This window comes from Senegalia massiliensis, from assembly GCF_900626135.1.
GTDB lineage: Bacteria > Bacillota > Clostridia > Tissierellales > SIT17 > Anaeromonas > Anaeromonas massiliensis.
This window is the reverse complement of the sequence record NZ_LR130785.1, coordinates 521,670-546,506: the sequence shown is the minus strand read 5'-3', so window position 1 is coordinate 546,506 and position 24,837 is coordinate 521,670. Positions and strand designations below refer to the sequence as shown.

General features: G+C 29.4%; 21 protein-coding genes and 2 other annotated features. Of the genes, 4 read left to right on the top strand and 17 right to left on the bottom strand.

Annotated features, from left to right (window positions below):
* Positions 1–82 precede the first annotated feature (82 nt).
* The 9 genes from E0D94_RS02730 to nhaC all read right to left on the bottom strand — a co-directional run bounded on the left by E0D94_RS02730 (position 83) and on the right by nhaC (position 13,803).
* On the bottom strand, positions 83–1,996 hold the full coding sequence (locus E0D94_RS02730) for an NAD(P)/FAD-dependent oxidoreductase (RefSeq protein WP_130805770.1): 1,914 nt from the start codon (positions 1,994–1,996) through the stop codon (positions 83–85).
* A gap of 25 nt (positions 1,997–2,021) precedes the next feature.
* Entirely contained in the window at positions 2,022–3,959 is a 1,938-nt protein-coding gene (baiCD, locus tag E0D94_RS02725; protein WP_130805769.1) for a bile acid Fe-S flavoenzyme BaiCD, read from the bottom strand.
* Positions 3,960–3,978: 19 nt separating this feature from the next.
* A complete protein-coding gene (locus E0D94_RS02720) occupies positions 3,979–5,913 on the bottom strand; it encodes an NAD(P)/FAD-dependent oxidoreductase (protein WP_130805768.1) in 1,935 nt (644 codons plus the stop codon).
* A gap of 147 nt (positions 5,914–6,060) precedes the next feature.
* Positions 6,061–7,692: a sigma-54 interaction domain-containing protein gene (locus E0D94_RS02715; protein ID WP_130805767.1), complete on the bottom strand. Its 1,632-nt coding sequence runs from the start codon at positions 7,690–7,692 to the stop codon at positions 6,061–6,063.
* A gap of 12 nt (positions 7,693–7,704) precedes the next feature.
* Positions 7,705–8,208 (bottom strand): ECF transporter S component, encoded by a 504-nt coding sequence (locus tag E0D94_RS02710; protein ID WP_130805766.1) that lies wholly within the window; start codon positions 8,206–8,208, stop codon positions 7,705–7,707.
* Positions 8,205–9,479 (bottom strand): AfsR/SARP family transcriptional regulator, encoded by a 1,275-nt coding sequence (locus E0D94_RS02705; RefSeq protein ID WP_130805765.1) that lies wholly within the window; start codon positions 9,477–9,479, stop codon positions 8,205–8,207. The genes E0D94_RS02710 and E0D94_RS02705 overlap by 4 nt, the downstream gene beginning before the upstream one ends.
* Positions 9,472–11,028, bottom strand: coding sequence for an amidohydrolase (locus E0D94_RS02700; protein WP_207289612.1), 1,557 nt, complete (start codon positions 11,026–11,028; stop codon positions 9,472–9,474). The genes E0D94_RS02705 and E0D94_RS02700 overlap by 8 nt, the downstream gene beginning before the upstream one ends.
* A gap of 95 nt (positions 11,029–11,123) precedes the next feature.
* A complete protein-coding gene (locus tag E0D94_RS02695; RefSeq protein WP_207289610.1) occupies positions 11,124–12,335 on the bottom strand; it encodes a M20 family metallopeptidase in 1,212 nt (403 codons plus the stop codon).
* A gap of 16 nt (positions 12,336–12,351) precedes the next feature.
* Positions 12,352–13,803, bottom strand: a complete 1,452-nt coding sequence (gene nhaC, locus E0D94_RS02690; protein ID WP_130805762.1) for a Na+/H+ antiporter NhaC — start codon at positions 13,801–13,803, stop codon at positions 12,352–12,354.
* A gap of 225 nt (positions 13,804–14,028) precedes the next feature.
* Positions 14,029–14,268: a binding site (T-box leader), on the top strand.
* Positions 14,269–14,347: 79 nt separating this feature from the next.
* On the opposite strand from nhaC, the gene E0D94_RS02685 reads away from it, so the two are divergent.
* From E0D94_RS02685 to E0D94_RS02670, 4 genes are all read left to right on the top strand, one after another.
* A complete protein-coding gene (locus tag E0D94_RS02685) occupies positions 14,348–15,334 on the top strand; it encodes an ABC transporter substrate-binding protein (RefSeq protein WP_130805761.1) in 987 nt (328 codons plus the stop codon).
* 169 nt (positions 15,335–15,503) lie between these two features.
* Positions 15,504–15,744 (top strand) — a binding site (T-box leader).
* A 73-nt stretch (positions 15,745–15,817) separates the two neighbouring features.
* Entirely contained in the window at positions 15,818–16,801 is a 984-nt protein-coding gene (locus tag E0D94_RS02680; RefSeq protein WP_130805760.1) for an ABC transporter substrate-binding protein, read from the top strand.
* 26 nt (positions 16,802–16,827) lie between these two features.
* Positions 16,828–17,724: an ABC transporter permease gene (locus tag E0D94_RS02675; protein ID WP_130805759.1), complete on the top strand. Its 897-nt coding sequence runs from the start codon at positions 16,828–16,830 to the stop codon at positions 17,722–17,724.
* Positions 17,690–18,451, top strand: a complete 762-nt coding sequence (locus E0D94_RS02670; RefSeq protein ID WP_130805758.1) for an ABC transporter ATP-binding protein — start codon at positions 17,690–17,692, stop codon at positions 18,449–18,451. The genes E0D94_RS02675 and E0D94_RS02670 overlap by 35 nt, the downstream gene beginning before the upstream one ends.
* Positions 18,452–18,454: 3 nt before the next feature.
* Here the strand turns inward: E0D94_RS02670 and E0D94_RS02665 are convergent, their stop codons facing one another.
* From E0D94_RS02665 to E0D94_RS02630, 8 genes are all read right to left on the bottom strand, one after another.
* Positions 18,455–19,387, bottom strand: coding sequence for an AEC family transporter (locus E0D94_RS02665; protein WP_130805757.1), 933 nt, complete (start codon positions 19,385–19,387; stop codon positions 18,455–18,457).
* A 20-nt stretch (positions 19,388–19,407) separates the two neighbouring features.
* Entirely contained in the window at positions 19,408–19,695 is a 288-nt protein-coding gene (locus tag E0D94_RS02660; protein ID WP_130805756.1) for a rod-binding protein, read from the bottom strand.
* 10 nt (positions 19,696–19,705) lie between these two features.
* Positions 19,706–20,503, bottom strand: coding sequence for a flagellar basal-body rod protein FlgG (gene flgG / locus E0D94_RS02655; RefSeq protein ID WP_130805755.1), 798 nt, complete (start codon positions 20,501–20,503; stop codon positions 19,706–19,708).
* Between the two features lie 17 nt (positions 20,504–20,520).
* Entirely contained in the window at positions 20,521–21,591 is a 1,071-nt protein-coding gene (locus E0D94_RS02650; RefSeq protein WP_130805754.1) for a flagellar hook-basal body protein, read from the bottom strand.
* Between the two features lie 66 nt (positions 21,592–21,657).
* Positions 21,658–22,677, bottom strand: a complete 1,020-nt coding sequence (gene mreB / locus E0D94_RS02645; RefSeq protein WP_130805753.1) for a rod shape-determining protein — start codon at positions 22,675–22,677, stop codon at positions 21,658–21,660.
* A 169-nt stretch (positions 22,678–22,846) separates the two neighbouring features.
* Positions 22,847–23,104 (bottom strand): sporulation transcriptional regulator SpoIIID, encoded by a 258-nt coding sequence (gene spoIIID, locus E0D94_RS02640; RefSeq protein ID WP_130805752.1) that lies wholly within the window; start codon positions 23,102–23,104, stop codon positions 22,847–22,849.
* 76 nt (positions 23,105–23,180) lie between these two features.
* The gene (locus E0D94_RS02635; protein WP_130805751.1) at positions 23,181–24,032 is read right to left on the bottom strand and encodes a M23 family metallopeptidase; all 852 of its coding nucleotides are present in this window, start codon (positions 24,030–24,032) and stop codon (positions 23,181–23,183) included.
* Positions 24,033–24,152: 120 nt separating this feature from the next.
* Positions 24,153–24,827 carry a zinc metallopeptidase gene (locus E0D94_RS02630; RefSeq protein WP_130805750.1) on the bottom strand — a complete coding sequence of 225 codons (675 nt, stop codon included), beginning with the start codon at positions 24,825–24,827 and terminating at the stop codon, positions 24,153–24,155.
* Between the last annotated feature and the right edge of the window lie 10 nt (positions 24,828–24,837).

Below are 24,837 nucleotides of genomic sequence, written 5' to 3'. Positions count from 1 at the left end.
ATAAGTTATAAAAAAACAACTATATTTAGTGACTAAATATAGTTGTTTATAAATTTATATTTAATTAGTTGGTGATTATTTACTATATTGCTAAAACTGCATCATGTGCTTCATGTACTGCATCTAATACTTTTCTTGCTTTTATACTGTCTCCTATATTTACAATGTCTAATTTATCTTTTAAATTATTATATATTGTATCATTTGGAGTAAAGCCCATTGCAAGCACTACTGTATCACAGTTTATTTTTTCATCTGTACCATCTTTATTGATGGTTATAGAGTGATCTTCTATAGATATTAATTTGCTTGAAACATTAGTAGTTATATTTGGATGTTGTAACAATTGATTTAACATCATTAAGTTTTGAATAAATACTGGTTCTGGTAGTATTTTATCTGCCATTTCAACCATTGTAACTTTTTTACCTTTTTGAGCTAATACTACTGCTGTTTCACATCCCACTAATCCAGCTCCTACTATTACTATATTATCTCCTATTAAAGATTTATTTTGTAATACATCTGTTGCTGTTGTTACGTGATTTTTATTTATTCCTTTAATTGAACTTGGTCTAATAGCTTTTCCTCCTGTGGCATTTATAACTTTATCAGGATTATAGTTTAAAATATCTTGTTCTGTTGCTTGTTTTAAATATTTAATTTTAATACATAATTTGTTAATCATAGTATCATAATATTTTAGTAATTCTTCTCCATCTCTTTTAAATGAAGGCATACATGCGTTATAGAAATTTCCACCTAAGTGGTCTTGTTTTTCCCAAATTTCTACATCATGTCCTGATTGTTTAGCAGAAATTGCAGCTTGGCAACCTCCAGGACCTGCTCCAATTACTAATATTTTTTTAGGTGAAGATGTTTTTTCTATCTCTTTTACATTTTCATATCCTGCTATAGGATTTACTGCACAATCTATGTGCTTACCTTCTGATACACTTTTTATACAACCTTCATTACAAGATATACACCTTCTTATTTCATCTGTTTTACTTTCCATTACTTTATTTGGAAAGTCTGGATCTGCTAGAAATTGTCTTCCAACTCCTACTATATCTATAAAATTATTTTCTAATGCAGCTTCGGCTTTAGAAATATTTCCAAGTCTACCATTAGACATTACTGGAATATTTACTACTTCTTTTACCTTTTGTGAAGCTAACATTTGTGGTGCCATTTCTTGTTGATATACTGGTGGCATTGCCATATACCAATTATCATGGCAACCTGTATCCACATGTAAGCAATGTACTCCCTTTTCTTCAAGCATTTTTGCAATTTTAATACCTTCATCCATTCCCCTATATCCAGCTTCCACTGGTAAAAAATGACTTGATGTAAATTTAACTATTAGTGGAAAATCATCTCCTAAATCTCTTTTTGTATTATCTATTATTTCATTTAGGAACCTCATTCTATTTTCAAAACTTCCACCATATTCATCAGTTCTTATATTCCACTTTTCCGTCATGAATTTATCTGTTAAGTATCCTCCATATGCATGTATTTCTACTGCATCTACTCCTGCTTTTTTAGCTAATTTAAGTGTTTTAGATACTTCTTTTTGTATGAACTTTATTTCTTCTTTTGTTAGCTCATGAAAAATAATATCAGAACCTGGATATAGTGGAAGTGCTGATGCTGATGATGGTTTTTCTCTGTGTTCTGCCTTTGTATGAAGTCCTACTCCTGGCATTATTTGAATACAAACTTTACAGTCATATTTATGAGATCTATCCACTAAATCTTTAAACCCTTCAAAACTTTCCTCTGTTAAAAGAGATGACGGTGTAGCCCCATCTATTTCTTCTGTTGCCATGACATTTGCCATTATCATAGATGCCCCACCTTCTGCTCTTCTTACATAATAATCATTTGTCTTCTTTGTAAAGTCACCTAATTCAGGTCCCATAGCTACCATAGCAAATCTATTTTTAAGTTCTAAGTTACTTATTTTAATTGGATCTAGTAAATTCATATTTACACTCCTTATGAAAAAGTTATTATATTTCTCTTGCTATTTTTGCTGCTTCTGCTGTAGCATTTAATGCACGTCTTGCTTTAAATGCATCGCCTACTACATGGTATGAAATATTATTTTCATCGCAATATTCTTTTATATCATTTGCTTGTCTTGATTTTGCACCTATTGCTATTACTACTGCATCTGCTTTTATTTCTTCAGTTTTTTCTTCTTCTTTTATTACTATGCTATTTTCCTTTATTGCTAAACATTTAGAATTTGTATAGCTTTTGATTCCGTTTTTATACATGCTTTCCATAACAGATATTTTTCTAAGTTGTCCTAAATCTTTTCCTACTTCATCCATCATTTCAACTACTGATGCTTTATTTCCTCTTTCTGCTAAATATTCTGCTACTTCAAGTCCTACAAGCCCTCCACCTATTACTACTACTTCACCTTCCGGCTTTACACTTCCTGCAAGAACTTCATGAGAGTTATATACATGGTCAAAATCTTTTCCTTCTATTCCCAATTCTATGGTTTTTGCTCCTACTGCTATTATGATTTCATCTGGATTTTCTGATTGTATTATTTGTTTTGCAAGTGGTGTTTGTAGTCTAATTTCTACACCTTCTCTTTTTGTCATATCTGCCATTTTATCCATTGCATCTTTCATTTCACCTTTTCTTGGCGCCATACCTGCTAGAGCAAATTGTCCTCCTAGTGAATTTTCTTTTTCAAATAATACTGGCTCATGTCCTCTTCTTTTAAGTGTTATTGCAGCTTCCATTCCAGCTATTCCTCCACCTGCAATAAATACTTTTTTAGGATTCTCTGTCTTTTGGAGTTCCATTTCCTTTTCAAGTCCAAGTGCTGGATTTCTAAGGCATGTTATATGTGGCATAGTTGGATCTGTAAATCCATCAAAACATCCTTGATTACAGCCTACACAATATACTATAGAATCTTCGTCTCCTGCTTTTGCTTTATTACAAAATTCTGCATCTGCAAGTTGTGCTCTACCCATTACAACCATATCTGCTCGATCATCTTCTAATATTTTTTCTGCTTGGTCTGGACTATTTATTCTTCCTACTGCTACTGTAATCATTCCTGTTTCTTTTCTTATTTTCGCTGCATTATCAACATTAAATCCTCTTTCCACATCTACTGGTGGTACTTCATATTTTATTGCAGCTGAGAACATATTTCCACGGGAAACATCTAATACATCTACACCTTCTTCTCCTGCTAACTTACATACTTTTATAATGTCATCTATTGTAAGTCCATTTTCAAGATAATCATCATGGGCATGTATTCTCATAAATAATGGCATATCTGCTGATATATTTTTTCTTATTGATTTTATTGTTTCAAGTAAATATCTTGCTCTATTTTCAAATGAGCCACCAAATTCATCTTCTCTTTTATTAAATGCTGGAGATAAGAATGTATGAAGTGAATAACTATGTCCTGCATGAAGTTCTATTGCATCAAATCCAGCTTCTTCTGCTCTTTTTGCTGCTTTACCATAAGCATCTATTATTTCCCAAATTGTTTCTGTCTTTGCTGCTGGCAACATTATATCTGTTCCTGGCATATTCATTTCACTTGGTACTATTATCATAGCTTCTCTATCACTTGCTACTGCTGTACCTCCTTGCCATAATTGAATAGCTGATTTTCCTCCTACATTTCTTATGGCATCTGTTAATTTTTTAAATTCAGGTATATACTTATCATCTGCTATTGATAAAAAATAAGTAGGTGCTGAAGGAGCATGAACTGATGTTACTTCTACCATATTAAGTCCATTTCCACCTTCTGCTCTTGCTACATGATAGTTTATTAATTTTTCTGTTACAAATTTATCTTCTGAAGGCATTTTTGTTCCCATTGCTGGAAATACCACTCTATTTCTCATTTCCATTTCTCTTATTTTTATAGGTGTAAATAATTTTTCAAATTTCATTTTTTCATCTCTCCTTATTTTATATTATTCTTGCTATTTCTGAACCTTCTCTTATTGCTTCTAATGCTCTTCTTGGGTCTTTAGCATCTCCTATTACATGTATTTCTTCTGCACTGCCCTTTAATGTTTCACTGATTTGATTTACTGATTTTGCACCACATGCAAGTACTATATCTGTAAATCCTATTAATTCTTCTTTTTTACCATTTCTTTCTACTACTATACTGTTTTCCTTTATACTATCTACTTTTGTCTCAGTATAAATATTCGCTCCATTTGCAATAAGTCTTTTTGTCATAGGTATTTTATTGTTTGGTACGTCATCTAATGCAATATCTTCTAATGCTTCTACTATTGTTACATTCATCTTTCCACGAGCATTATGTTTTAACATTTCTGCTGTTTCACAACCTACCATTCCTCCACCTATTACTAATACATTTCCTCTAGGTATATATTTTTCTCCAGATAATATTTTATGAGATGTAGTAACTTTCTCGTTTTCCACACCTTTAATTGGTGGAATACTTGCCTCTGCACCTGTTGCTATCATTATTGTATAAGGATTTAATTGTTCTACAAATTCTTCTGTTGCCTCACTACCTAATATTACTTTTACACCTAATTTTTCTATTTGTTTTGTTAAATATATAACCCATTTAGATAAAGATTGTTTAAATGGTGGCATAACTGCTATATTTATTTGTCCACCTAATTTATTTTCTTTTTCAATTAATGTTACATCATGTCCTCTAAGTGCTGCTACTCTAGCTGCTTCAAGCCCTGCTACTCCTCCACCTATTACAAGTACTCTTTTAAATTTATTTGTACTTTTTATTTCTAATTCTTTTTCTCTACCAAGTGCTGGATTTATAACACAAGTTCCTGGTTTTCTTTTAGATTGTTCTCCTATACATCCTAATCCACAACCTACACATGGTGCTACATCTTCTATTCTTCCTGTCTTTGCTTTGTTTGCAAACTCAGAATCGGCTAATAACGCTCTACCAATTACTACTCCATCTATATAGCCTTTTTCTATCATGTTATCAGCTAAATTTGGATCATTTATTTTTCCTACTGTAATTACTGGTATAGATGAAATTTCTTTTATTTTTTTAGCTTCCTTTAAATTTATAAATTCTTCTGTTCCATGACAAGGAATTATATTCCATGGTTTTTCATATTGTGTTCCACCTGATACTTCAAATGCTGATATTCCTCTTTCTATAAACTTTGGCACAAGATATAACATATCGTCTAAAGTATTTCCTCCAGGTATTTTTTCGTCTCCTGACATTCTAAGAATTATAGGGAAATCCTCACCTGCTTTTTCTTTTATGCTATCTATTACTTCAAATACAAATCTTGCTCTATTATCTAAGCTTCCTCCATAAATATCTGTTCTTTTATTTCTAAGAGGAGATAAAAATGCACCTGCTAACATATATGCATGGGCACAATGTAATTCTATTCCATCACAACCTGCTTTTTTTGCCCTTAAAGCAGCTTGCCCATATTTTTCTTCTATTGACTTTATTTCATCTATAGTAAGTTCTCTTGTCATATTACCTAAAGCATTAGGATATACAGAAGGTGCTACTGGTGTTACACCAAAAAATGCAGATATTGATTCTGGTCCTGGATGTGTTATTTGTGGTATTACCCTTGCCCCATGAGCATGAATTTTATCTGTAAATTTCTTAAATGATGGTATTTGACTATCATCAAATAAACCTGTTGTATTTCCTAAATAAGGTGCTGACCTATCTACTGTCACTGCATCTACTATTATAAGGGCTGTACCACCTTTTGCCCTTTCTTCCCAATAATCACTCATTTTTTCATTTATTAAACCATCTTCAGATTCATAACCAAGTGACATAGGAGCCATAGCTATTCTATTTTTAAGTTCCATGTTTCCTATTTTTAATGTACTAAAAAGACTTTTCAAATAATTACCCCCTTACTTTTGTTGTTACTTATATAACAAGCAAGAAGGGTGCCAAATTTGAAAAGTCTTATTTTTAACGATCATTTGTTATTTTTATATCTAATTTATGTTTCACTATGATACATGTATTGTTATACATGCATCAATTTAATATCTATATTGTTCAATATCTATATTATATTTAGATAGCTTTCTATAAAGTGTTGCTCTTCCTATTCCAAGATTCTCAGCTGTAGCTTTCACATTACCTTTAGTTTCACTTAAAAAATCTATTATAGTATTATATTCCTTATTTTTTAATATATTAGATTTTAAATCACTATTATTTTGATTATTTAATTGTAAATTAACAGGTAAATCTTTTATATCTATCACATTATCTGATGCTATTTGAACTGCTCTCTCTATTATATTTTCAATTTCTCGTACATTACCAGGCCATCTATATGTCATAAATATATTTTCAACTGTTTTTGAAATATTATTTATATTGCTATTAAATACATTATTATATTTTTCTATAAAATACTGAATGAGAGGTTTAATATCTTCTATTCTCTTTCTAAGTGGCGGAATATTTATTGTAAATACATTTATTCTATAAAATAAATCCATTCTAAAATTACCTTTTTCTACTTCTTCAAAAAGATTTCTATTTGTTGCTGCTATTATTCTTACATCTATTTTTTTGCTTTTATTTGCTCCAATTCTTATTACTTCTCTATCTTGAATTACTCTAAGAAGTGATGCTTGAATAGATAAAGGCATTTCTCCTATTTCATCTAAAAATATAGTTCCCCCATCTGCCATTTCAAACTTTCCCATTTGACCTTCTTTTTTAGCACCTGTAAATGAACCTGGAGAATATCCAAATAATTCACTTTCTGCAAGTGTTAAAGGTAGTGCCCCACAATTTACTGCAATGAAAGGCTTATTACATCTTATGCTATTTTTATGAATTGATTGGGCAAATAACTCCTTACCTGTACCACTTTCTCCTAATATTAATATATTTGAATTATTCTTAGATGCTATTTTAGCTTGATTTTTCGCACCATTTAACTCATGAGAATTACCTATTATATCAGAAAAATCATATAGTTCTTTTTTATCTTTATCTTTATCTTTTCTAAAATTATAGCTTTTAGTAAGATATTTATCTTTTTTTATTTCTGTAAGTCTTAGTTCATTTTCTATAGCATATGCTACTGCTACTACCATACCTAATGTATGTGTAGAAAATGTATCTCTATATCCTGTTATTCCTATACTTCCTATTAATTTATTATCTATATCATGTATTGGAGCAGCTGATGTTGTAAATTCATGAAACCCTTTGTAGCTATTTTCATAACCCCATGTTTCTATTGGCTTGTCTAAATATATAGAGGTTCCCATGGCATTTGTTCCTATATATTCTTCGCTTAAATTAGCTGTGGAATTATTAGATGTCTCAGGTATATTAGCTGATATATATGTGTCTAATATAAATCCATTTTTATCTATAAGAGTAATCATAAATCCTGTTTCTTTTATTATATTAAATAGTTGTATCATAAAAGGACGTACTATATCTATGAAAGAAGCCATCTTTTTTATAGCTTGTTCTTGTTTTTTTTGAAACTCATCTTCTACTTTTTCATTGGTTACATCTACTCCATAATTTTTGGTTCTAATCCATGATTTTTTTATTATATCTCTCACACCTGATATATCATCTTTATCATTTATAAAAAACTCAGTCCATGCTTTTTTTATTGCTTTTTCGTCCTTTTTCATAGATTCACCTTCTTAAATCTTTTGAGTTTTTTTGAAACCACGAGGATAAATTATTATTGCTAGTATTCCTCCTATTATTGCTGTATAAAGTTGTGGAAATGTAAATGTAGCTATTATAGCTGGTGGTACTTTAGGTATAAATAGAGGTAATATCATTCTAACTGCTAAAGCTAAAGTACTAAACTTTATTAATGCAGCTATTATTACTGAAATCCAATTAGTAAATTTTATATTCATTTTATTTATTATATAAAATGATAACACAAATAATATATTTCCTATAACTATTATTGGAATAAGAGGAGCAAGACCTATAATTCCCATTATAAATGCTATTATTGGTGTAAGTGATCCAATTATCACCCCTGATGTAGGCCCTATCATAAGTACTGATAGTATAAGAGTCATATTCACAAGTGGTCCTACTAAAGGCTGTGCAAATTCTCTAAATCCTATTTGAAATACTAATGCAAGCGCTAACAATAAAGATGTTCTAACTAAATTTTTAGTATTCATTTTTTACCTCCTTTTATATTTTTCAATTTCTCAACTTTTTCATTATATTCTTCCGAAATAATTATTATTTTTATGTTTTTTATATTTTCTCTATATAATATAAATTCTATAAATTCTAAAGAAATATCATCTATAAATTTAAACTTATCTACCACTATTGTTACATCTTCTTCTAGAGATACTTGTTCTATTATCTTTTCTAATGATTTAAAAATATTTATTTTTGTAGCCATATTTAATAAAACGTTTTTATCCCTTATATATCTCTGTACCTTAGAATTAACAAAACAAACATTATATAAATAACTATCATCTACTTTTAACAAAATTTCATCATATTTTTTTATTATTTTATCTATTAATTCTGATAATACATAATATTCTATATCCCCTAATGGATAAGATTTAAGGAATATTGAATTTTCTATAAATTTTTCTTTATCATGTTCTTTTATTATATATAAATTAGAGTATTTATTTTTAGTATTTATTAGATTAGGCTTTGGTATTTCTTTTATATCTGTTTTATTATTTCTATTCATTATGTTTTTATATGCATTTTTTATTTCAATTGCTGGACTAATATTTAATTCTTCTCTTAATCTTTTTACACATCTATTATAGTGGTGTAGTGCTTTATTTCTATCACCTATTTGAATATATATATTTATAAGTTCTAAATACAAACTTTCTTTTAGAGGATTAATTGATAATTTATCTTCTAATATTTTTATTGCCTTTTGATATTCTCTTCTGTCTTTGTAACTATCTTTTAGTTTAGTCAAAATTTTTATGTAATTTCTCTGAAGTTTTTCTCTTTCATAAAATACCCAATCATTAAATTCAGGACTATCTTTTATATAAAATCCCTCCAAAAATTCTCCTTTATACAATTTTTTTATTTTTTCCAATGAATTTATATCTTGATTTTCTACTCCCTTTTGGAATTCTTCTACATCTACATATATATCTATATTGTCATTTAAACTTATTGTTTCTTTGTCAGAAATAAATGGATCAATTTTTTCATTTTTTTGTTTAAATAATTTTCTAAGTTGCCATATGTTATATCTTAAATTATATCTACTTGTATCAAAATCATTTGAATCCCAAAATATATCAGCTATTTTATTTCTATTAAACTTTTTATGCCTTTGTTCTGCCATATAACTTAATATGCCTATTGATTTATGACTTAATTTATGTAAAATGGATTCATCATTTAAAAGTATATCGACTCTACCTAATAAATATATTTTTAATTTAGCCATATATATCACCTTTATTTCTAAATATTATATCGCCTTGTTTTAATGTTAATTCTACATTTATATCTTTTATTTTTTCTTTTTTCACTTTTAAAGGATTTTTATCTAATACTACTAAATCTGCAAATTTACCTATTTCTATTGACCCTTTAATATTTTCTTCAAATACAGAATAAGCTCCATTAATAGTAAATAACTTTATAGCTTCTATAGCTGATATTGAATATTCTTTATTTGGATGATTTACTGCTGTATGTATCCCTAAAAGTGGATCTATTTTTGTTACATCACTATCTGAACCTCCTGCTATAATTAACCCTGATTCTATAATTTTCTTTAGTGGGTTTGTTCTTTTTCTTCTTTCACCTAATCTTTTATCATATAAATCGCCTTTATCTCCCCAATAATACTCATAAGAGGGTTGCATGGATAATACTAATCCTAAATCTTTAGCTCTTTTTATATGTTCATCTGATGGTAATTCAAAATGTTCTATTCTATGTCTATGATTTTCCCTTTTATACTTTGCAATTGCATATTCATATGAATTTAATATTTGCTCTATTGCTCTATCACCTATAGCATGTACTGTTATTTGTAAATTTTCTTTATGTGCATTTAATATAAATTCATTTAATTCTTCTTGTGAAAAGAAAAGTCTACCTTTATTATTTTTTTGGTCTGAATAATCTTCTTTTAAGGCTGCATTTCTTGATCCAAATGAACCATCTAAAAATATACATCCACCAATTCTATTTAGCTGCTTTTCTTTTACCATATTTACATCTATTGTTTGATAAAACAAATTTATGTCTATAGGAAATTTTTTCTTATTATTTATTATGAATTCTGCATCTCTATTATGAAATACAAATCCACCTTCCAATGCTCCAACTGTAGTTACACCTTTGCTAATTGCTAAATTTAATGCTTTATTTACACCTTTTTTTCTTATGCTATCTGAAAAGTTATTTAGTATTTGCCCCCTAATATATGCACTAGCTTTATCTTTTAATCTTCCATCAGGAAGTCCTCTTTCATCTCTTATTATACCCTCTAAATCAAATGGTATATTTAAGCTGTTTAGTGCCATTGAATTGACTGAACTTATATGATATTCTACTCTATTTATCCATACAGGATGATTTGGAGCACATTTATCTAATTCATATCTTGTAGGCATGCGACCTTCAGCTACTCTTAAATCATCATAACCTATACCCCTTATAAGTTGACATTCTGGTTTTTTATCTGCAGCTTTTCTTATTCTTTCTTGTAATTCTCCTATACTTTCTACATCACTTAAATCTACAGATAATAAATTTAATCCTGTTTGTACAAGATGAACATGACTATCATAAAATCCTGGTAATACTGTTTTTCCCATTAAATCTATTTTTTCTTTTGCAGTTTCTATATATTTTTTATATTCATCATGGTTTCCTATATCTATTATATTCCCTTTATCTATAGCTATCCAATTAACTGTATTTAGATTTTCATCTATAGTTAATATATCTCCATTGTATAATATTAAATCTACATTTTTCACAGAAAATTCCCCTCTATCAAATTGTCTTAATATCATTTTAACATATGTATTGGGAAAAATCCCTTCTATATTTTTATGATATAGAAGGGATTTTTTTATTTTGCATTTAATGTTGTCTTTAAGAAATCATATATTACTTCTGCAGTTTTTACTACAGTATCTATAAGTACATATTCATTACTACTATGATAATTTTCACCATGAGGTCCAAATACAAATGTAGGTACATTTACTCTTGTTCCTAAATAATTAAAGTCACCTATACTTGTAAAATAACTTGTTTGACCTTCTTTTCCAGTAATATTTTTTATACTATTTTGTAATGCTAAAGTATATTCATTTTCTTCATCTACTGTATAAGGTAAAAATCCATCTGCCTCATCATGTGGTGCTTCTCTAAAGTTTATCTCTACTTTACTCTTTATATTTGCTTTTTCTACTGCTCTATTTACTTCATCTACTATATAGTCTTTGTCTTCTCCTCTTACTATATGTCTAAATACTGTAAATTCTGCAGTATCTGCTACACTACATGCTGCTCCTCCACCATTCATTTCTATTAGTGCAAAAGAGCCTTCACCTAATTTATCATCTTTTAATCCTTCCATATTTTCTAACTCTAATATGACTTTAGATGCATCAGTTATTGCATTTATTCCAAGTTCTGGTGCTGCAGCATGAGAAGACTTTCCTTTTAATTTAACACTATAATTGTATCCACCTCTTGCTCCAAGACATACACATGGAAAATCACATGCTGAAAATCCACTACTAGGTTCTGGAACTATTGCTACATCTACATCTTTTGTATATCCATTTTGTATAAGTGCATCTGTCCCTAATCCAAATGGACCTTCCTCATCTGATACTAATGTATAAAGTATTTCTCCATCAAACTCATCTACTGTATTTTTAAATGCTTCTAAAGCAAGTATTATAGCTGCTATTCCTGATTTCATATCAAGGGCACCAAGCCCATACAAACGATTTCCTTCTCTTGTTGCTTTTAATGGGTTGTACTCCCATCCTTCACATATTTCTACTGTATCTAAGTGTCCATTTAATAATATCTTTGGACCTTTGCCTTTTCCTTTTAAATTCCCTATTACATTTTTACCTTTAAATTTTGTTATCTTTTTATCTTCATATTCATGTATTTCTGTTGGAATATTTTTTTTCTTTAATAAATCATGTGCATATTCCATTATTTTATCTTCTCTGAAATAAGGGCTTTCTATTTCTATAAGTGAGGATAACAATTCTACTATATTTTCCTCATTTATATATTCCCTATATTTTTGTGTCAATTTAATTCCTCCTAATTTAAACTGTCTTTTCAACTGTTTCTTCATCGTGATACGTATTTACTGATTCTATATCTCCTTCTTTAAATATAAATTTACCTGTGAAAGAATATAGTATTGCTATAACTGGTGTTAAGAATGATAAGAATACATATGGAAAATAATCCATTGTAGGAACACCTAATGTTCCTGCAAAAAACACTCCACATAATCCCCATGGTACAAGTGGTGATGTAACTGTTGCTGAATCTTCTGAAGTTCTTGAGTTAACTTGTGGTAATATATTTAATCTCTTATATGCTGGTACTAGCATACGAGATGGTATTATTATAGCTATATATTGACTTGCTGAAAATAAGTTTACTGCAACTGATGATAATACATGTGTTGTAATAAGTCCCTTTGCACTACTAACTAAAACAGCTATTTTTTCTAGTAATACTTCTAATATTTTTGTTTTTTCTAATATTCCACCATAACTTAGTCCTATAAATCCTAGAGATATAGTCCACATCATACTTTGAAGTCCTCCACGACTAAGTAATGCATCTACTGCTTCTACTCCTGTATCTGATACAAAACCATCATTCATAAACGCTAACATTTCCCCTAATCCATATCCTTGGAATATCATTGCAAATGCTAAACCTAAAAGTGATGCTATTACCATTACAGCAAGTCCTGAAAACTTTTTAACTGCAAGTATAACTATTACTACTGCTGGTATTAATGTTACAGGACTTATATAATAATTTGAACTTAGTCCATTTAATATTCCATCTATTTGAGCAGTATCTATTGTTCCGCTACCAAACTTAAATCCTACTATTCCATATAATACAAGAGATATTAAAAATGCAGGTCCTGTAGTATACACCATAGATTTAATGTGGTCAAAAAGGTTTGCCTCTGCCACACCTGCTGCTAAGTTTGTAGAGTCTGATAATGGTGACATTTTATCTCCAAAGATTGCACCAGTTATAACTGCTCCTGCTGTGATTGGTGCTGGTATTCCAAGTCCATATCCAATCCCCATAAATGCAACACCAAATGTAGCACCAGTAGTATATGAACTTCCTGTAGATATAGATGATACTGCACATACAAATGCTACAGTAACTAAAAATATCTTTGGTGATAATATATTTAATCCATAATATATTAATGTTGGTATTGTTCCTGCTGGTATCCATGATGCAATAAGTACTCCTACTAACATAAGAATAAGCATTGGAAGCATGGCTATTTTACATCCATATAGTATACCTTCCTGTACATCATCCCAACTAAATCCTGATATTAATGCTATCACTGCTGCAAATGTCGCTGCCATTATTAAAGTAATGTGTGTAGCATAATTTTGTTTTAATACGAATATCTGGACTGCCATTGCAATACATAAAAATAAAATAACTGATAAGGCTGCAATAAAACTTGGCCTTTTACCACTTGAGTCTTTTAAATTACTCATTTAATCACTCCCCATTTGTATTTGATTATATATTAACATACCACCGTGGTATAAATCGTTTGATTTTATGTTTATTTTCGATTTTTCAGAAATATTTATATATTTTATAAGAAAAACTCTATATAAAGCTATTTTTTATGACATATAATAAATAACTATAATTTTTTTAGAGAAAACTCTTGACAAATTTAAATTTAAAGTTTAATATTGTATCTAATATAATTAATAAATGCATCGATGGAGAGAAAGATATCTAAATTTAATTACAGAGAATTGGCGTTGGTGAGAGCTAATATTAAATTGATATGTAATATACACTCCAGAGCAGATTTGCTAAATGAATTTTATTCTAGTAGGCAAATACGAAGGCCCATCGTTATAAGGGATAGGATTGTTAGATCTGAAGTGATGACATATTGTCATAATTAGGGTGGTACCGCGGATATTAAATCTTTCGTCCCTATAAATATAAGTTTTTTAACTTGTGTTTATAGGGATGGAAGATTTTTTTATTTGTAAAATTAATTTTTAAGGAGGAATAATAATGAAAAAAGGTAAATTAGTTAGTTTATTATCTCTACTGATTATAGTGAGTTTAATAGCTAGTGGTTGTGGTAAAACAGAAAGTAAAAGTGCATCAGGTGAAAACACTTATTATATTGGCATAAGTCAATTAGTGGAACATCCTGCTCTTGATGATGCAAGACGTGGTTTTGAGGATGGGCTTAAAGAATTAGGTGTAAATGCAAAAATTGATTACCAAAATGCTACAGGTGAGATTCCAAACACTGTTAGTATTGCTGAAAAGTTTAAAAAAGATAATGTAGATTTAATTTATGCTATTGCTACACCTGCAGCTCAATCTGCAAAGCAAGTAACTAGTGATATTCCAGTTTTATTTAGTGCTGTTACTGACCCTGTAAAATCTCAGATAGTAAATAAATGGGAAGATGTTGGTGATAATGTAACTGGTACTAGTGATAAAGCTCCTATAGAATCCCAATTAAAAATGTTTAAACAAATTGATGATAGTATTAAAAAAATTGGTATTTTATATAGTACTAGTGAAGCCAATTCAGAAATTCAAATAGATGAAGTAAAGAAACTTGCACCAAATGAAGATTTAGATGTAGTTACTGTTGGAGTCAATAATGTAAATGAAATTCCTCAAGCAATAGATTCATTGTTATCAAAAGTAGATGCTATATATACTCCAAGTGATAATCTAATAGCTTCTTCAATAGAATTAGTTTCTACAAAACTTATTGAAAAACAAATGATTTCTGTATCTGCAGAAGGTGCACATGTAAATAATGGTACTTTACTTACAAATGGTTTAAACTATTATGAATTAGGTAAGCAAACAGCTGAAATGGCAAAAGAAATTTTAGTAGATGGAAAATCTCCTTCTGAAATACCTGTAGGAATAGCTGAAAAAACTATCACTACAGTTAATATAGATACCTTAGAAAAACTAGGTTTAGATAAAAATTTAGATATATTTAAAGACGCTAAAAAAGTAGAAAAATAAAAAATTAATAAATATGATAGGGATAATAGATTAAATATTTCCTTTATGACTTGTTCTCCATCTAAAATTATCACCAATATTAGTTTCAAGAATATTATAATTATTATAAATATTTCCGAGAAAATTCTTGACAATGTTAATTAGAAGTAGTAACATTGTATCTAATATATTAAATGCATTGATGGAGAAAAAGATATCTTATCTTAATTACAGAGAGTTGGAATAGGTGAAAGCCAACATTAAGAGGATATGTGATATTCACTCCAGAGCATATTTGCTAAATGAATTTTTATTCTAGTAGGCAAATACGAAGGCCCATCGTTATAAGGGATAGGATTGTTAGATCTGAAGTGATGGCATATTGTCATAATTAGGGTGGTACCGCGGATATTAAATCTTTCGTCCCTATAACCATAAGTTTTTTAACTTGTGTTTATAGTGATGAAAGATTTTTTTATTTGCAAATATAAAGGAGGAATTATAATGAAAAAATTAGTTAGTTTATTATCTTTATTATTAGTTGGAGGAAGTTTACTTTTTAGTGGTTGTGGTGAAACAGAAAGTAAAAATACATCCGGTGAAAACACTTATAGCATTGGCATAAGTCAATTAGTGGAACATCCTGCTCTTGATGATGCAAGACGTGGTTTTGAGGATGGGCTTAAAGAATTAGGTGTAAATGCAGAAATTGATTATCAAAATGCTACAGGTGAGATTCCAAACACTGTTAGTATTGCTGAAAAGTTTAAAAAAGATAATGTAGATTTAATTTATGCTATTGCTACACCTGCAGCTCAATCTGCAAAGCAAGTAACTAGTGATATTCCAGTCTTATTTAGTGCTGTTACTGACCCTGTAAAATCTCAGATAGTAAATAAATGGGAAGATGTTGGTGGTAATGTAACTGGTACTAGTGATAAAGCTCCTATAGAATCCCAATTAAAAATGTTTAAACAAATTGATGATAGTATTAAAAAAATTGGTATTTTATATAGTACTAGTGAAGCCAATTCAGAAATTCAAATAGATGAAGTAAAGAAACTTGCACCAAATGAAGATTTAGATGTAGTTACTGTTGGAGTCAATAATGTAAATAAAATTCCTCAAGCAATAGATTCATTGTTATCAAAAGTAGATGCTGTATATATTGTAAGTGATAATTTAATAGCTTCTTCAATAGAATTAGTTTCTACAAAACTTATTGAAAAACAAATGATTTCTGTATCTGCAGAAGAATCTCAAGTAGGTGGTGGAATATTAATTACAAATGGTTTAAGCTATTATGAATTAGGTAAGCAAACAGCTGAAATGGCAAAAGAAATTTTAGTAGATGGAAAATCTCCTTCTGAAATACCTGTAGGAATAGCTGAAAAAACTATCACTACAGTTAATATAGATACCTTAGAAAAACTAGGTTTGGATAAAAACTTAGATATATTTAAAGATGTGAAGGAAGTAAAAAAATAAAAAATTAAGCTTTAGGAGGCATTAAAATGAATTCATTAATTATAACTTCTATAGAACAAGGACTTATATTTTCAGTTCTTGCTATGGGAGTATATATAACTTATAAAATATTAGATATACCTGATCTTTCTGTAGAGGGAACATTCCCTCTTGGAGCATTTGTTTTTGCAAAATTTATTATGATGGGAATAAACCCTATATTAAGCACATTCTTAGCTTTTGTATCAGGATTATTAGGTGGATTATTAACAGCAGTATTATTTACTAAATTAAGAATAAAGCCTTTATTGTCAGGAATTCTTACTATGACAATGCTTTATTCCATAAATCTTAGGATAAATGGAAAATCAAATATACCATTGTTTCAATATGATTCTATATTTGATATGGGTTCTAATTTATTAATATTAATAGGAATTGTATTATTAGTTAAAATTATTTTAGATAGATTCTTAAAAACTGAAATAGGCTATCTTTTAATAGCAACAGGTGATAATGAGTCTTTAGTCAAATCATTAGGTCAAAATAGTGATAAATACAAAATAATAGGTCTTATGATTGCCAATGGTCTTGTAGCTATGAGTGGTGCTATGATGACACAAGTACAAGGGTTTGTTGATATTACAATGGGAAGTTCTATAATTGTTGTAGCTCTTGCATCTATTATAATTGGTGATACTATTAGAAAAAATTCAGAAACAATAAAAAATACTACTAGAGCAATACTTGGTGCTATAAGCTATAAAATTATTGGTGGTATTGCTATTGATTTAGGTCTTGCACCTAGTGATTTAAGAGCTATAAGTGCAATAATTGTAATAATTTTCTTATCTTATAATAATTTTATACCAAATATAATTGTTTCTAGAAAAAAAGGAGATGTTAAAAGTGTTAAAAATAGAAAAGCTGTCAAAGAGTTTTAATAAAGGTACTGAAAATGAAATAACTGTTTTTAATGGTTTAGATTTAAATATAGAAAAAAATAAATGCACAGCTATAATTGGATCTAATGGCTGTGGTAAGAGTACTCTTTTAAATATAATCGGTGGAAGTATAAATATTGATAGTGGAGATATTATTTTAAATAATAATAATATCTCTAAACTAAAAGAAGAAAAAAGGGCAGTTAATATAGGAAGAGTTTATCAAAATCCTTCTATGGGGGTTTCTCCTTCCCTTACTATTCTGGAAAATATGTGCCTTGCTGATAAAAAAGGAGAGAGATTTTCACTTAAAGGATTAGTAAAGAGAAATAGAAAGAGTAAATATGTTGAGCTTTTAAAAGATTTAGATTTAGGACTAGAGAATAAATTAAATACAAAAGTAAAATATCTATCTGGTGGACAAAGACAATCTTTATCTCTCATTATGGCAGCCATGAAATATCCTGATTTATTATTATTAGATGAACACACTGCTGCTCTTGATCCAAAGACTTCAAATGTAGTTATGGAAAAGACTAGAGAACTTTTAAAAAAATACTCTATAACTACTATTATGATTTCACATAATATGAAAGATGCAATAGATTATTCTGATAGAATAATCATGCTAGACAAAGGTAAAGTAGTTTTAGATAGAGATAGTAAAAATATTACTGAGTCTGAGCTTATTAATATTTACAGAGAAAAGATACAAGTAGTTGCATAAAAACTATACTCCTACAATCTTTATTACTAATGATATAAAAATAGGTATTGTAGCAATGCTACATAATGTTGATAGGAACACTAATTCACTTGCTAATTTGTAATTTGAATTATTTTTTCTAGCAAATATAGCTGCATTTGCTGCAACTGGCATTGACATTGTTATTGCTATTATACCTATTACTATCTTTGGTAATGGTAATAAATTTAATATAAATAATAATGGTAATGGAATTATAATAAGTCTTAAAAATGTTGTTATAACTATTAATTTATTACTTATTACATTTTTTATATTTGATTCTCCAAGCATTGATCCTATTACTACCATAGCTAAAGGTATTGTTGTATTTCCTAAGCTATCAAGTGCTTGGAATAATGGAGTTGGTAATTTAATTGAGAATAAAAATAAAACTATCCCAATTGTTATTGCTATTGTGCCAGGATTTATAAGCATTTTAAAGTTTATATTTTTATTTTTATTGGGAGTTGAAAGTATCATTCCAAGTGTCCATAGAAGTATATTAAACCATAAATTAAAAAGCCCAGAATAAAATATTCCTATTTCACCATAAACTACGGCTACTATAGGAAAGCCCATAAATCCACCATTAGGGAATATAGTAGCAAATTGATATATTCCTCTATCAGGATTTTCAATATGCTTTATTTTTGTAAAGATATATCCAACTAGCATTGCAAAAACATATGCAAATGGACCTATAGCTAGTACTAATACCCCATTACTTAACATTTCTTTAGAAAAATCGTAATTCATTGAAGTTATAAGAAGTGATGGTATAGTAGCATATACTATAAAATTAGATAGTCCTTTTCCTAGGCTGTCATTTATTATATTAAACTTTCTAAGTATAACCCCTATTGTTATAAGAATAAACAATACCAAAACTTGGGATAGTACAGTTGTTAAGTCCATTTAAATATCCCTTTCTAAGACTATATTCTATTTTTCATCTGATTGTATAGCATTTTAGCTATTCCTATACCATTTTCTCCACTACTAGCTTCATTTGCAAGTTCTTCATGAAACATATCTGTAAATATCTCTCTACCTCTACTTTTTTCTGTGAAATTAGATTCCATAACTGTTTTATTCATTTCTTTAAACATAATACCAGTAAATATAGCTTCAAAATCTTTACAAGCTTCTAGCAACTTTTCTTGCTCTTTTGTTTTTTGAGTTTCTATTTTTTGTGTATAATTATTTATATTATTTATTTGCATAAATTATCACTTACCTTTTAAGATTATTAGCTTGTTGCATCATTTCATCTGATGTTTGAATTGACTTAGAACTTACTTCATATGCTCTTTGAGCTGATATCATCTTTACCATTTCATCTATTACAGCTACATTTGAACTCTCTAAATACTTTTGAAGTATTGTAGAGTCCATATTAAAATTATTTAAAACTCTTGGATCTCCTGAGGCAACTGTCTCTTCATAAAGATTGCTTCCATCATTTAATAACCCTTTAGAGTTTATAAAATCTACTAATTTTAATGTGCCTATATCTACAGTTTCACCATTTGCATTTTCAGCAGTTATATTTCCCATATTATCTATTTCCAAGTCTGATATTCCACTATTTAAGGTTATTCTATTATTATTATTATCTAATATATAATATCCCTCTGAAGTTACTAAATTAGAAGTATTACCATTAATACTTAGCTTAAAACTTCCATCTCTTGTATATCTTGTTTCTCCATTAGGTAACTGCACCTCGAAAAAACCATCTCCAACTATTGCTACATCAAGTGGATTTTCAGTTGGCTGTGGACTCCCTTGAGCCATATTTCTATTTGTTGCTGAAACTTTTACCCCATGACCTACTTGAATATTAACCGGAGTATTAGTATCATCATTTGGATTTGCTCTTTTTAACTCCGTATACATTAAATCTTTAAATTCAGCTCTTTGAGATTTATATCCAACAGTATTTACATTTGATAAGTTATTTGAAATTGTATCTATATTAAATTGTTGTGATTTCATTCCTGTAGCTGCAGTCCATAATGACCTAATCATTTATAATGCCCCCTATTTTATATTCTTGCTATATCATTTACAGCTTTTTGTAGTATTTCATCATATGACTTAACTACTTTTTGGTTAGATTCATAACCCCTCATAGTAGATATCATTTCTACCATTTCCTTTACTGTTTCTACATTGGACCCTTCTAAATAACCAGATAATACTTCACCTGTAAATGCACTTTCTTGTGCTTCTTGGTTTTCTTCTATTCTATATAGATTATCTCCTTCTTTTCTTAGAAATTCTTTATTATCTATATTTACTATATCTAGTCTACTAACAAAAGCTCCATTTAATGATATATTCCCAAACTGATCTGTATTCACTTCACCATTCCCTATATTTATAGCACCATTATTGCCTAATACTCGATGCCCTTCAGATGTTGTTAAGAAACCTTCTCTATCTATTTTAAAGCTTCCATCTCTTGTATATCTAGTACCGTTCTCTGTTTGTACTTTAAAGAATCCATCACCATTTAAGGCCATATCCAATGGGTTTGATGTTTGCCTTATATCTCCTTGAGTGAAATTTATAAATACTCTATCAGTACGTATTCCATTTCCTAGAGTTCCTATTACATTCATATGAGGCTTTGTTACAATAGCATCTATCAAATTACCACCTGAAAATACATTTCCTTGACCATCTATCTCTATATTATTTCCTGTAATTCTAATTCTTCCATTTTTGCCTAAAAGATAATTTTCCCCATCTGATTTTATATTTCTATCATGATCTTGATAATAGGTCTTAAGATATCCATCTTCTGTAACTCTAAACTTAAATTTATCATCATACCCTGTTCCTGCTGGTGTATCTATTGCAAAATATGCACCTTTAGTTTCAAGTAAGTATTCTTCACCATTTTGTGTTAATTCTACTCCTTGAAAAGGCTTTATTGTAGATGTAGAGTTATCATTTATTCGTCTCAGTAATTGTTCAGGAAATGATTCTGAAAGTACTCCATCTTTTTTATATCCATTTGTATTAGTATTTGCAAGATTATTTGAAATTGTATCCATTCTATGTTGACTATTTATCATTCCAGTAGTTGATATATACATGCCTCTAAACATTTTTTCACCTCAATTTTAATTCTGCTCGGTACTATTATCGGCACAAAGTATAATATTCTTTAATATTTAATAACTTTTTGATTCAGTTGTCATTTGTTTCTCTAATATATCCATAGAATTAAGAGATTCACCAGTACCTTTTGCTACACATGAAACAGCATCTTCTGCTATAATTACTTTTATTCCTGTTCTTTCTTTTATAAGTTTGTCCATACCATTAAGTAGACATGCACCACCTGTCATTATCATCCCTTTATCACTAATGTCTGCTGCAAGTTCTGGTGGAGTCTGTTCAAGTACTGAATGTACTGCTTCTGCTATAGTAGTAACTGTTTCTTCTAATGCTATTAACATTTCTTCTGAAGATACTTTTATTGTTTTTGGAAGACCAGTAACTAAATCTCTACCACGTACATCCATTGAAACTTGTTTATCTCTTGGATAAGCTGTACCAATTCTGACTTTCATATCTTCTGCTGTTCTTTCTCCTACTAAAATATTGTGCTTACGTCTCATATATTTTACTATAGCTTCATCCATTTTATCTCCAGCAAGTTTTATTGATGTACTTACTACTATTCCACCAAGTGATATAACTGCTATATCTGTAGTTCCACCACCCATATCAATTACCATATTGCCATCAGGTTGTGTAATGTCTATTCCTGCACCTATAGCTGCTGCTATAGGTTCTTCTATTAAATATGTCTTTTTTGCTCCTGCCTGCATACTTGCTTCTATAACTGCTCTTTTTTCTACACCTGTTACTCCAGATGGCACACATATTATTATTCTAGGTTTAAAGAAAAATTTTCCTGCTGCTTTTGTTATAAAATGTTTTATCATTCTTTCAGTTATATCATAATCAGATATAACACCATCTTTTAAAGGTCTAATTGCTATTATATTCCCTGGAGTTCTACCAATCATTCTTCTTGCTTCTTCTCCTACTGCAAGTACTTTATCTGTGTTTTTATCTATTGCAACCACTGAAGGTTCTTGCAAAACTATCCCCTTATTTTTTACATAAACTAATACACTTGCAGTTCCTAAATCTATACCCATATCTGATCTAAATGAAAACATTATAAAACCTCACTTTCTACTTTTATCTATAACTAAATTATTATATCTAATTTTTTACATACTTCTTTTACTTATTCGATAAAAGTTTCAAAATTCCTGCAAAATTTTAGAAATTTTTTTATTTTTTTTATAATAAAAAAGAACCGATAAAATCGGTCCTTTTATAGTTTTACTCTACAGCAGCAGTGCTATATTTAATTTTTGTTGCCTTGCCACCTCTAATATGCCTTTCAGCTTTGTTCTTTTCTAAAACACTCTTTACCTGTTCTGAGATAAGAGGGTTTATCTTGGGAAGGCGTTCAGTTACATCTTTATGAACTGTGCTTTTACTTACCCCAAAAACATTTGCTGTCTTTCTTACAGTTGCTTTTTCTTCTATTATATAATTTGCTATTTCAAGAGCCCTTTCCTCTATATAGTCTTTCAATTGCCTAACCCCCTTTAATGGCACAACCGTCTTTTTTACATTATTATGCTTTTATAATGGTGAATAGAACATTTCTTTATTCAAAGTCTGGAATATAATCTTTTGGATCAATATGTTTTCCATTTTCTAATACTTCAAAATGTAAATGTGGTCCTTGAGATAGTTCATAACCTGCTGGTTCTCCTATAGCTCCTATAGCGTCTCCTTTATTTACATTTTGTCCTTTTTTAACTAAAGTTTTTTCAGAAAGTCCTGCATATTTAGTTATTAATCCTTCTCCATGATCAATAGTAATTACTCTACCTAAATCATCTGTTTCTTCTACACTCTTTACTACACCTTTAAGTACTGCCCTAACTGAACTTCCTTTTTTTGCTGTTATATCTAAACCATTATGGGTAGTCCATTGTTCTAAAGTCTCTGAATATACAAGTTGATCTCCAGCAAAACTCATAGACTGTTTTCCCATTATTGGAACAAGCATTGCTTTTGCACGTCTTGCATTTGCTGAAACTTCTACTGCTTGTTCTTCATTTTTTGCTTGTTCTTTTGGTTCTGGTTTAGGATTTGATTCTTGTTCTTGTTTTTCAGTATTTTCTTCTTTTTGAGGCTCTTTTGGTTCTTCTTGTGTTTTTTCTTCCTCTTGCTCTTCTACTTTTGGTTCTTGATCTGGTTCTTCTATAGCTCCTATTTGAGATTCTTCATTATCAGGATAATAGTCTAATATATCATCATCTAAATCTTCTTCTTTTTCTAACTCTGATATTTGTTTGAAATTATCCCCTGAAACCCAAACTGCAGTTACTCCTACTATCATTATGCATAAAAATAACACTAGATAAAAACCATCTTTTTGAGTTACTTTTTTCATTTTATCCTTTAGACCATTTTCTTTTTTGTCTTTATTATTTTTATCATTGTTATCCATCTCTACACCTCCATATATATGTAAAAACTATTTCAGTTACTATTATTAGCAAAATTATTTTTTTTATACAAAAAAAGACCCACTTTAGAAAATTTCTAAAGTGGGTCTTTTATATGTTTTTTAATCTCTATCTGCTAGTAAAATTAATCTTATAAGTTGTGCTATACCTACGAGTGTTGCTGCTACATATGTTAATGCTGCTGCATTTAAAACTTTTTTAGTAGGTTTTAAATCAGCATCTGCTATTATACCGTTGCTAAGTTGTGCTACTGCCCTATTTGATGCATTAAATTCTACTGGTAAAGTTATTACTTGGAAAGCTACTACTGCAAGGTATAAGAATATTCCTATATATACTAGATCACCTATTCCAAGTAAAAAACCTGCAAATACTAATATCCATACAAATCTTGCTCCAAAACCTGCTATTGGAGCTATATTATTTCTTAATAAAAGTGGAAAATAACCTTCTGCATGCTGTATAGCATGGCCTACCTCATGAGCAGCTACTCCTACTGAAGCTATTGAACTTCTTTGATATACATCTCTTGACAATCTTAAAACTCTTTTTCTAGGATCATAGTGATCAGATAACTTTCCTCTAACCATTTCTATATCTACGTCGTGAAGTCCATTTCTATCTAATATAGCACGTGCAACTTGATATCCTGTATATCCTGATGCACTAGCATGCTTTAAATATTTATTAAATGTACTGGAAACTTTTGATTGAGCATACGCTGCAAATATTATTGCCGGTATTACCAATAAAAAACCTACGTCTGCAAAGAACATAATCATCTTC

Bases quoted from the DNA above. Each gene is read 5' to 3' on its own strand.
- E0D94_RS02730 (WP_130805770.1), bottom strand. From the start codon at position 1,996: ATGAATTTACTAGATCCAATTAAAATAAGTAACTTAGAACTTAAAAAT.
- baiCD (WP_130805769.1), bottom strand. From the start codon at position 3,959: ATGAAATTTGAAAAATTATTTACACCTATAAAAATAAGAGAAATGGAA.
- E0D94_RS02715 (WP_130805767.1), bottom strand. From the start codon at position 7,692: ATGAAAAAGGACGAAAAAGCAATAAAAAAAGCATGGACTGAGTTTTTT.
- E0D94_RS02710 (WP_130805766.1), bottom strand. From the start codon at position 8,208: ATGAATACTAAAAATTTAGTTAGAACATCTTTATTGTTAGCGCTTGCA.
- E0D94_RS02705 (WP_130805765.1), bottom strand. From the start codon at position 9,479: ATGGCTAAATTAAAAATATATTTATTAGGTAGAGTCGATATACTTTTA.
- nhaC (WP_130805762.1), bottom strand. From the start codon at position 13,803: ATGAGTAATTTAAAAGACTCAAGTGGTAAAAGGCCAAGTTTTATTGCA.
- E0D94_RS02685 (WP_130805761.1), top strand. From the start codon at position 14,348: ATGAAAAAAGGTAAATTAGTTAGTTTATTATCTCTACTGATTATAGTG.
- E0D94_RS02680 (WP_130805760.1), top strand. From the start codon at position 15,818: ATGAAAAAATTAGTTAGTTTATTATCTTTATTATTAGTTGGAGGAAGT.
- E0D94_RS02675 (WP_130805759.1), top strand. From the start codon at position 16,828: ATGAATTCATTAATTATAACTTCTATAGAACAAGGACTTATATTTTCA.
- E0D94_RS02665 (WP_130805757.1), bottom strand. From the start codon at position 19,387: ATGGACTTAACAACTGTACTATCCCAAGTTTTGGTATTGTTTATTCTT.
- E0D94_RS02660 (WP_130805756.1), bottom strand. From the start codon at position 19,695: ATGCAAATAAATAATATAAATAATTATACACAAAAAATAGAAACTCAA.
- flgG (WP_130805755.1), bottom strand. From the start codon at position 20,503: ATGATTAGGTCATTATGGACTGCAGCTACAGGAATGAAATCACAACAA.
- E0D94_RS02650 (WP_130805754.1), bottom strand. From the start codon at position 21,591: ATGTTTAGAGGCATGTATATATCAACTACTGGAATGATAAATAGTCAA.
- mreB (WP_130805753.1), bottom strand. From the start codon at position 22,677: ATGTTTTCATTTAGATCAGATATGGGTATAGATTTAGGAACTGCAAGT.
- E0D94_RS02635 (WP_130805751.1), bottom strand. From the start codon at position 24,032: ATGGATAACAATGATAAAAATAATAAAGACAAAAAAGAAAATGGTCTA.
- E0D94_RS02630 (WP_130805750.1), bottom strand. From the start codon at position 24,827: ATGTTCTTTGCAGACGTAGGTTTTTTATTGGTAATACCGGCAATAATA.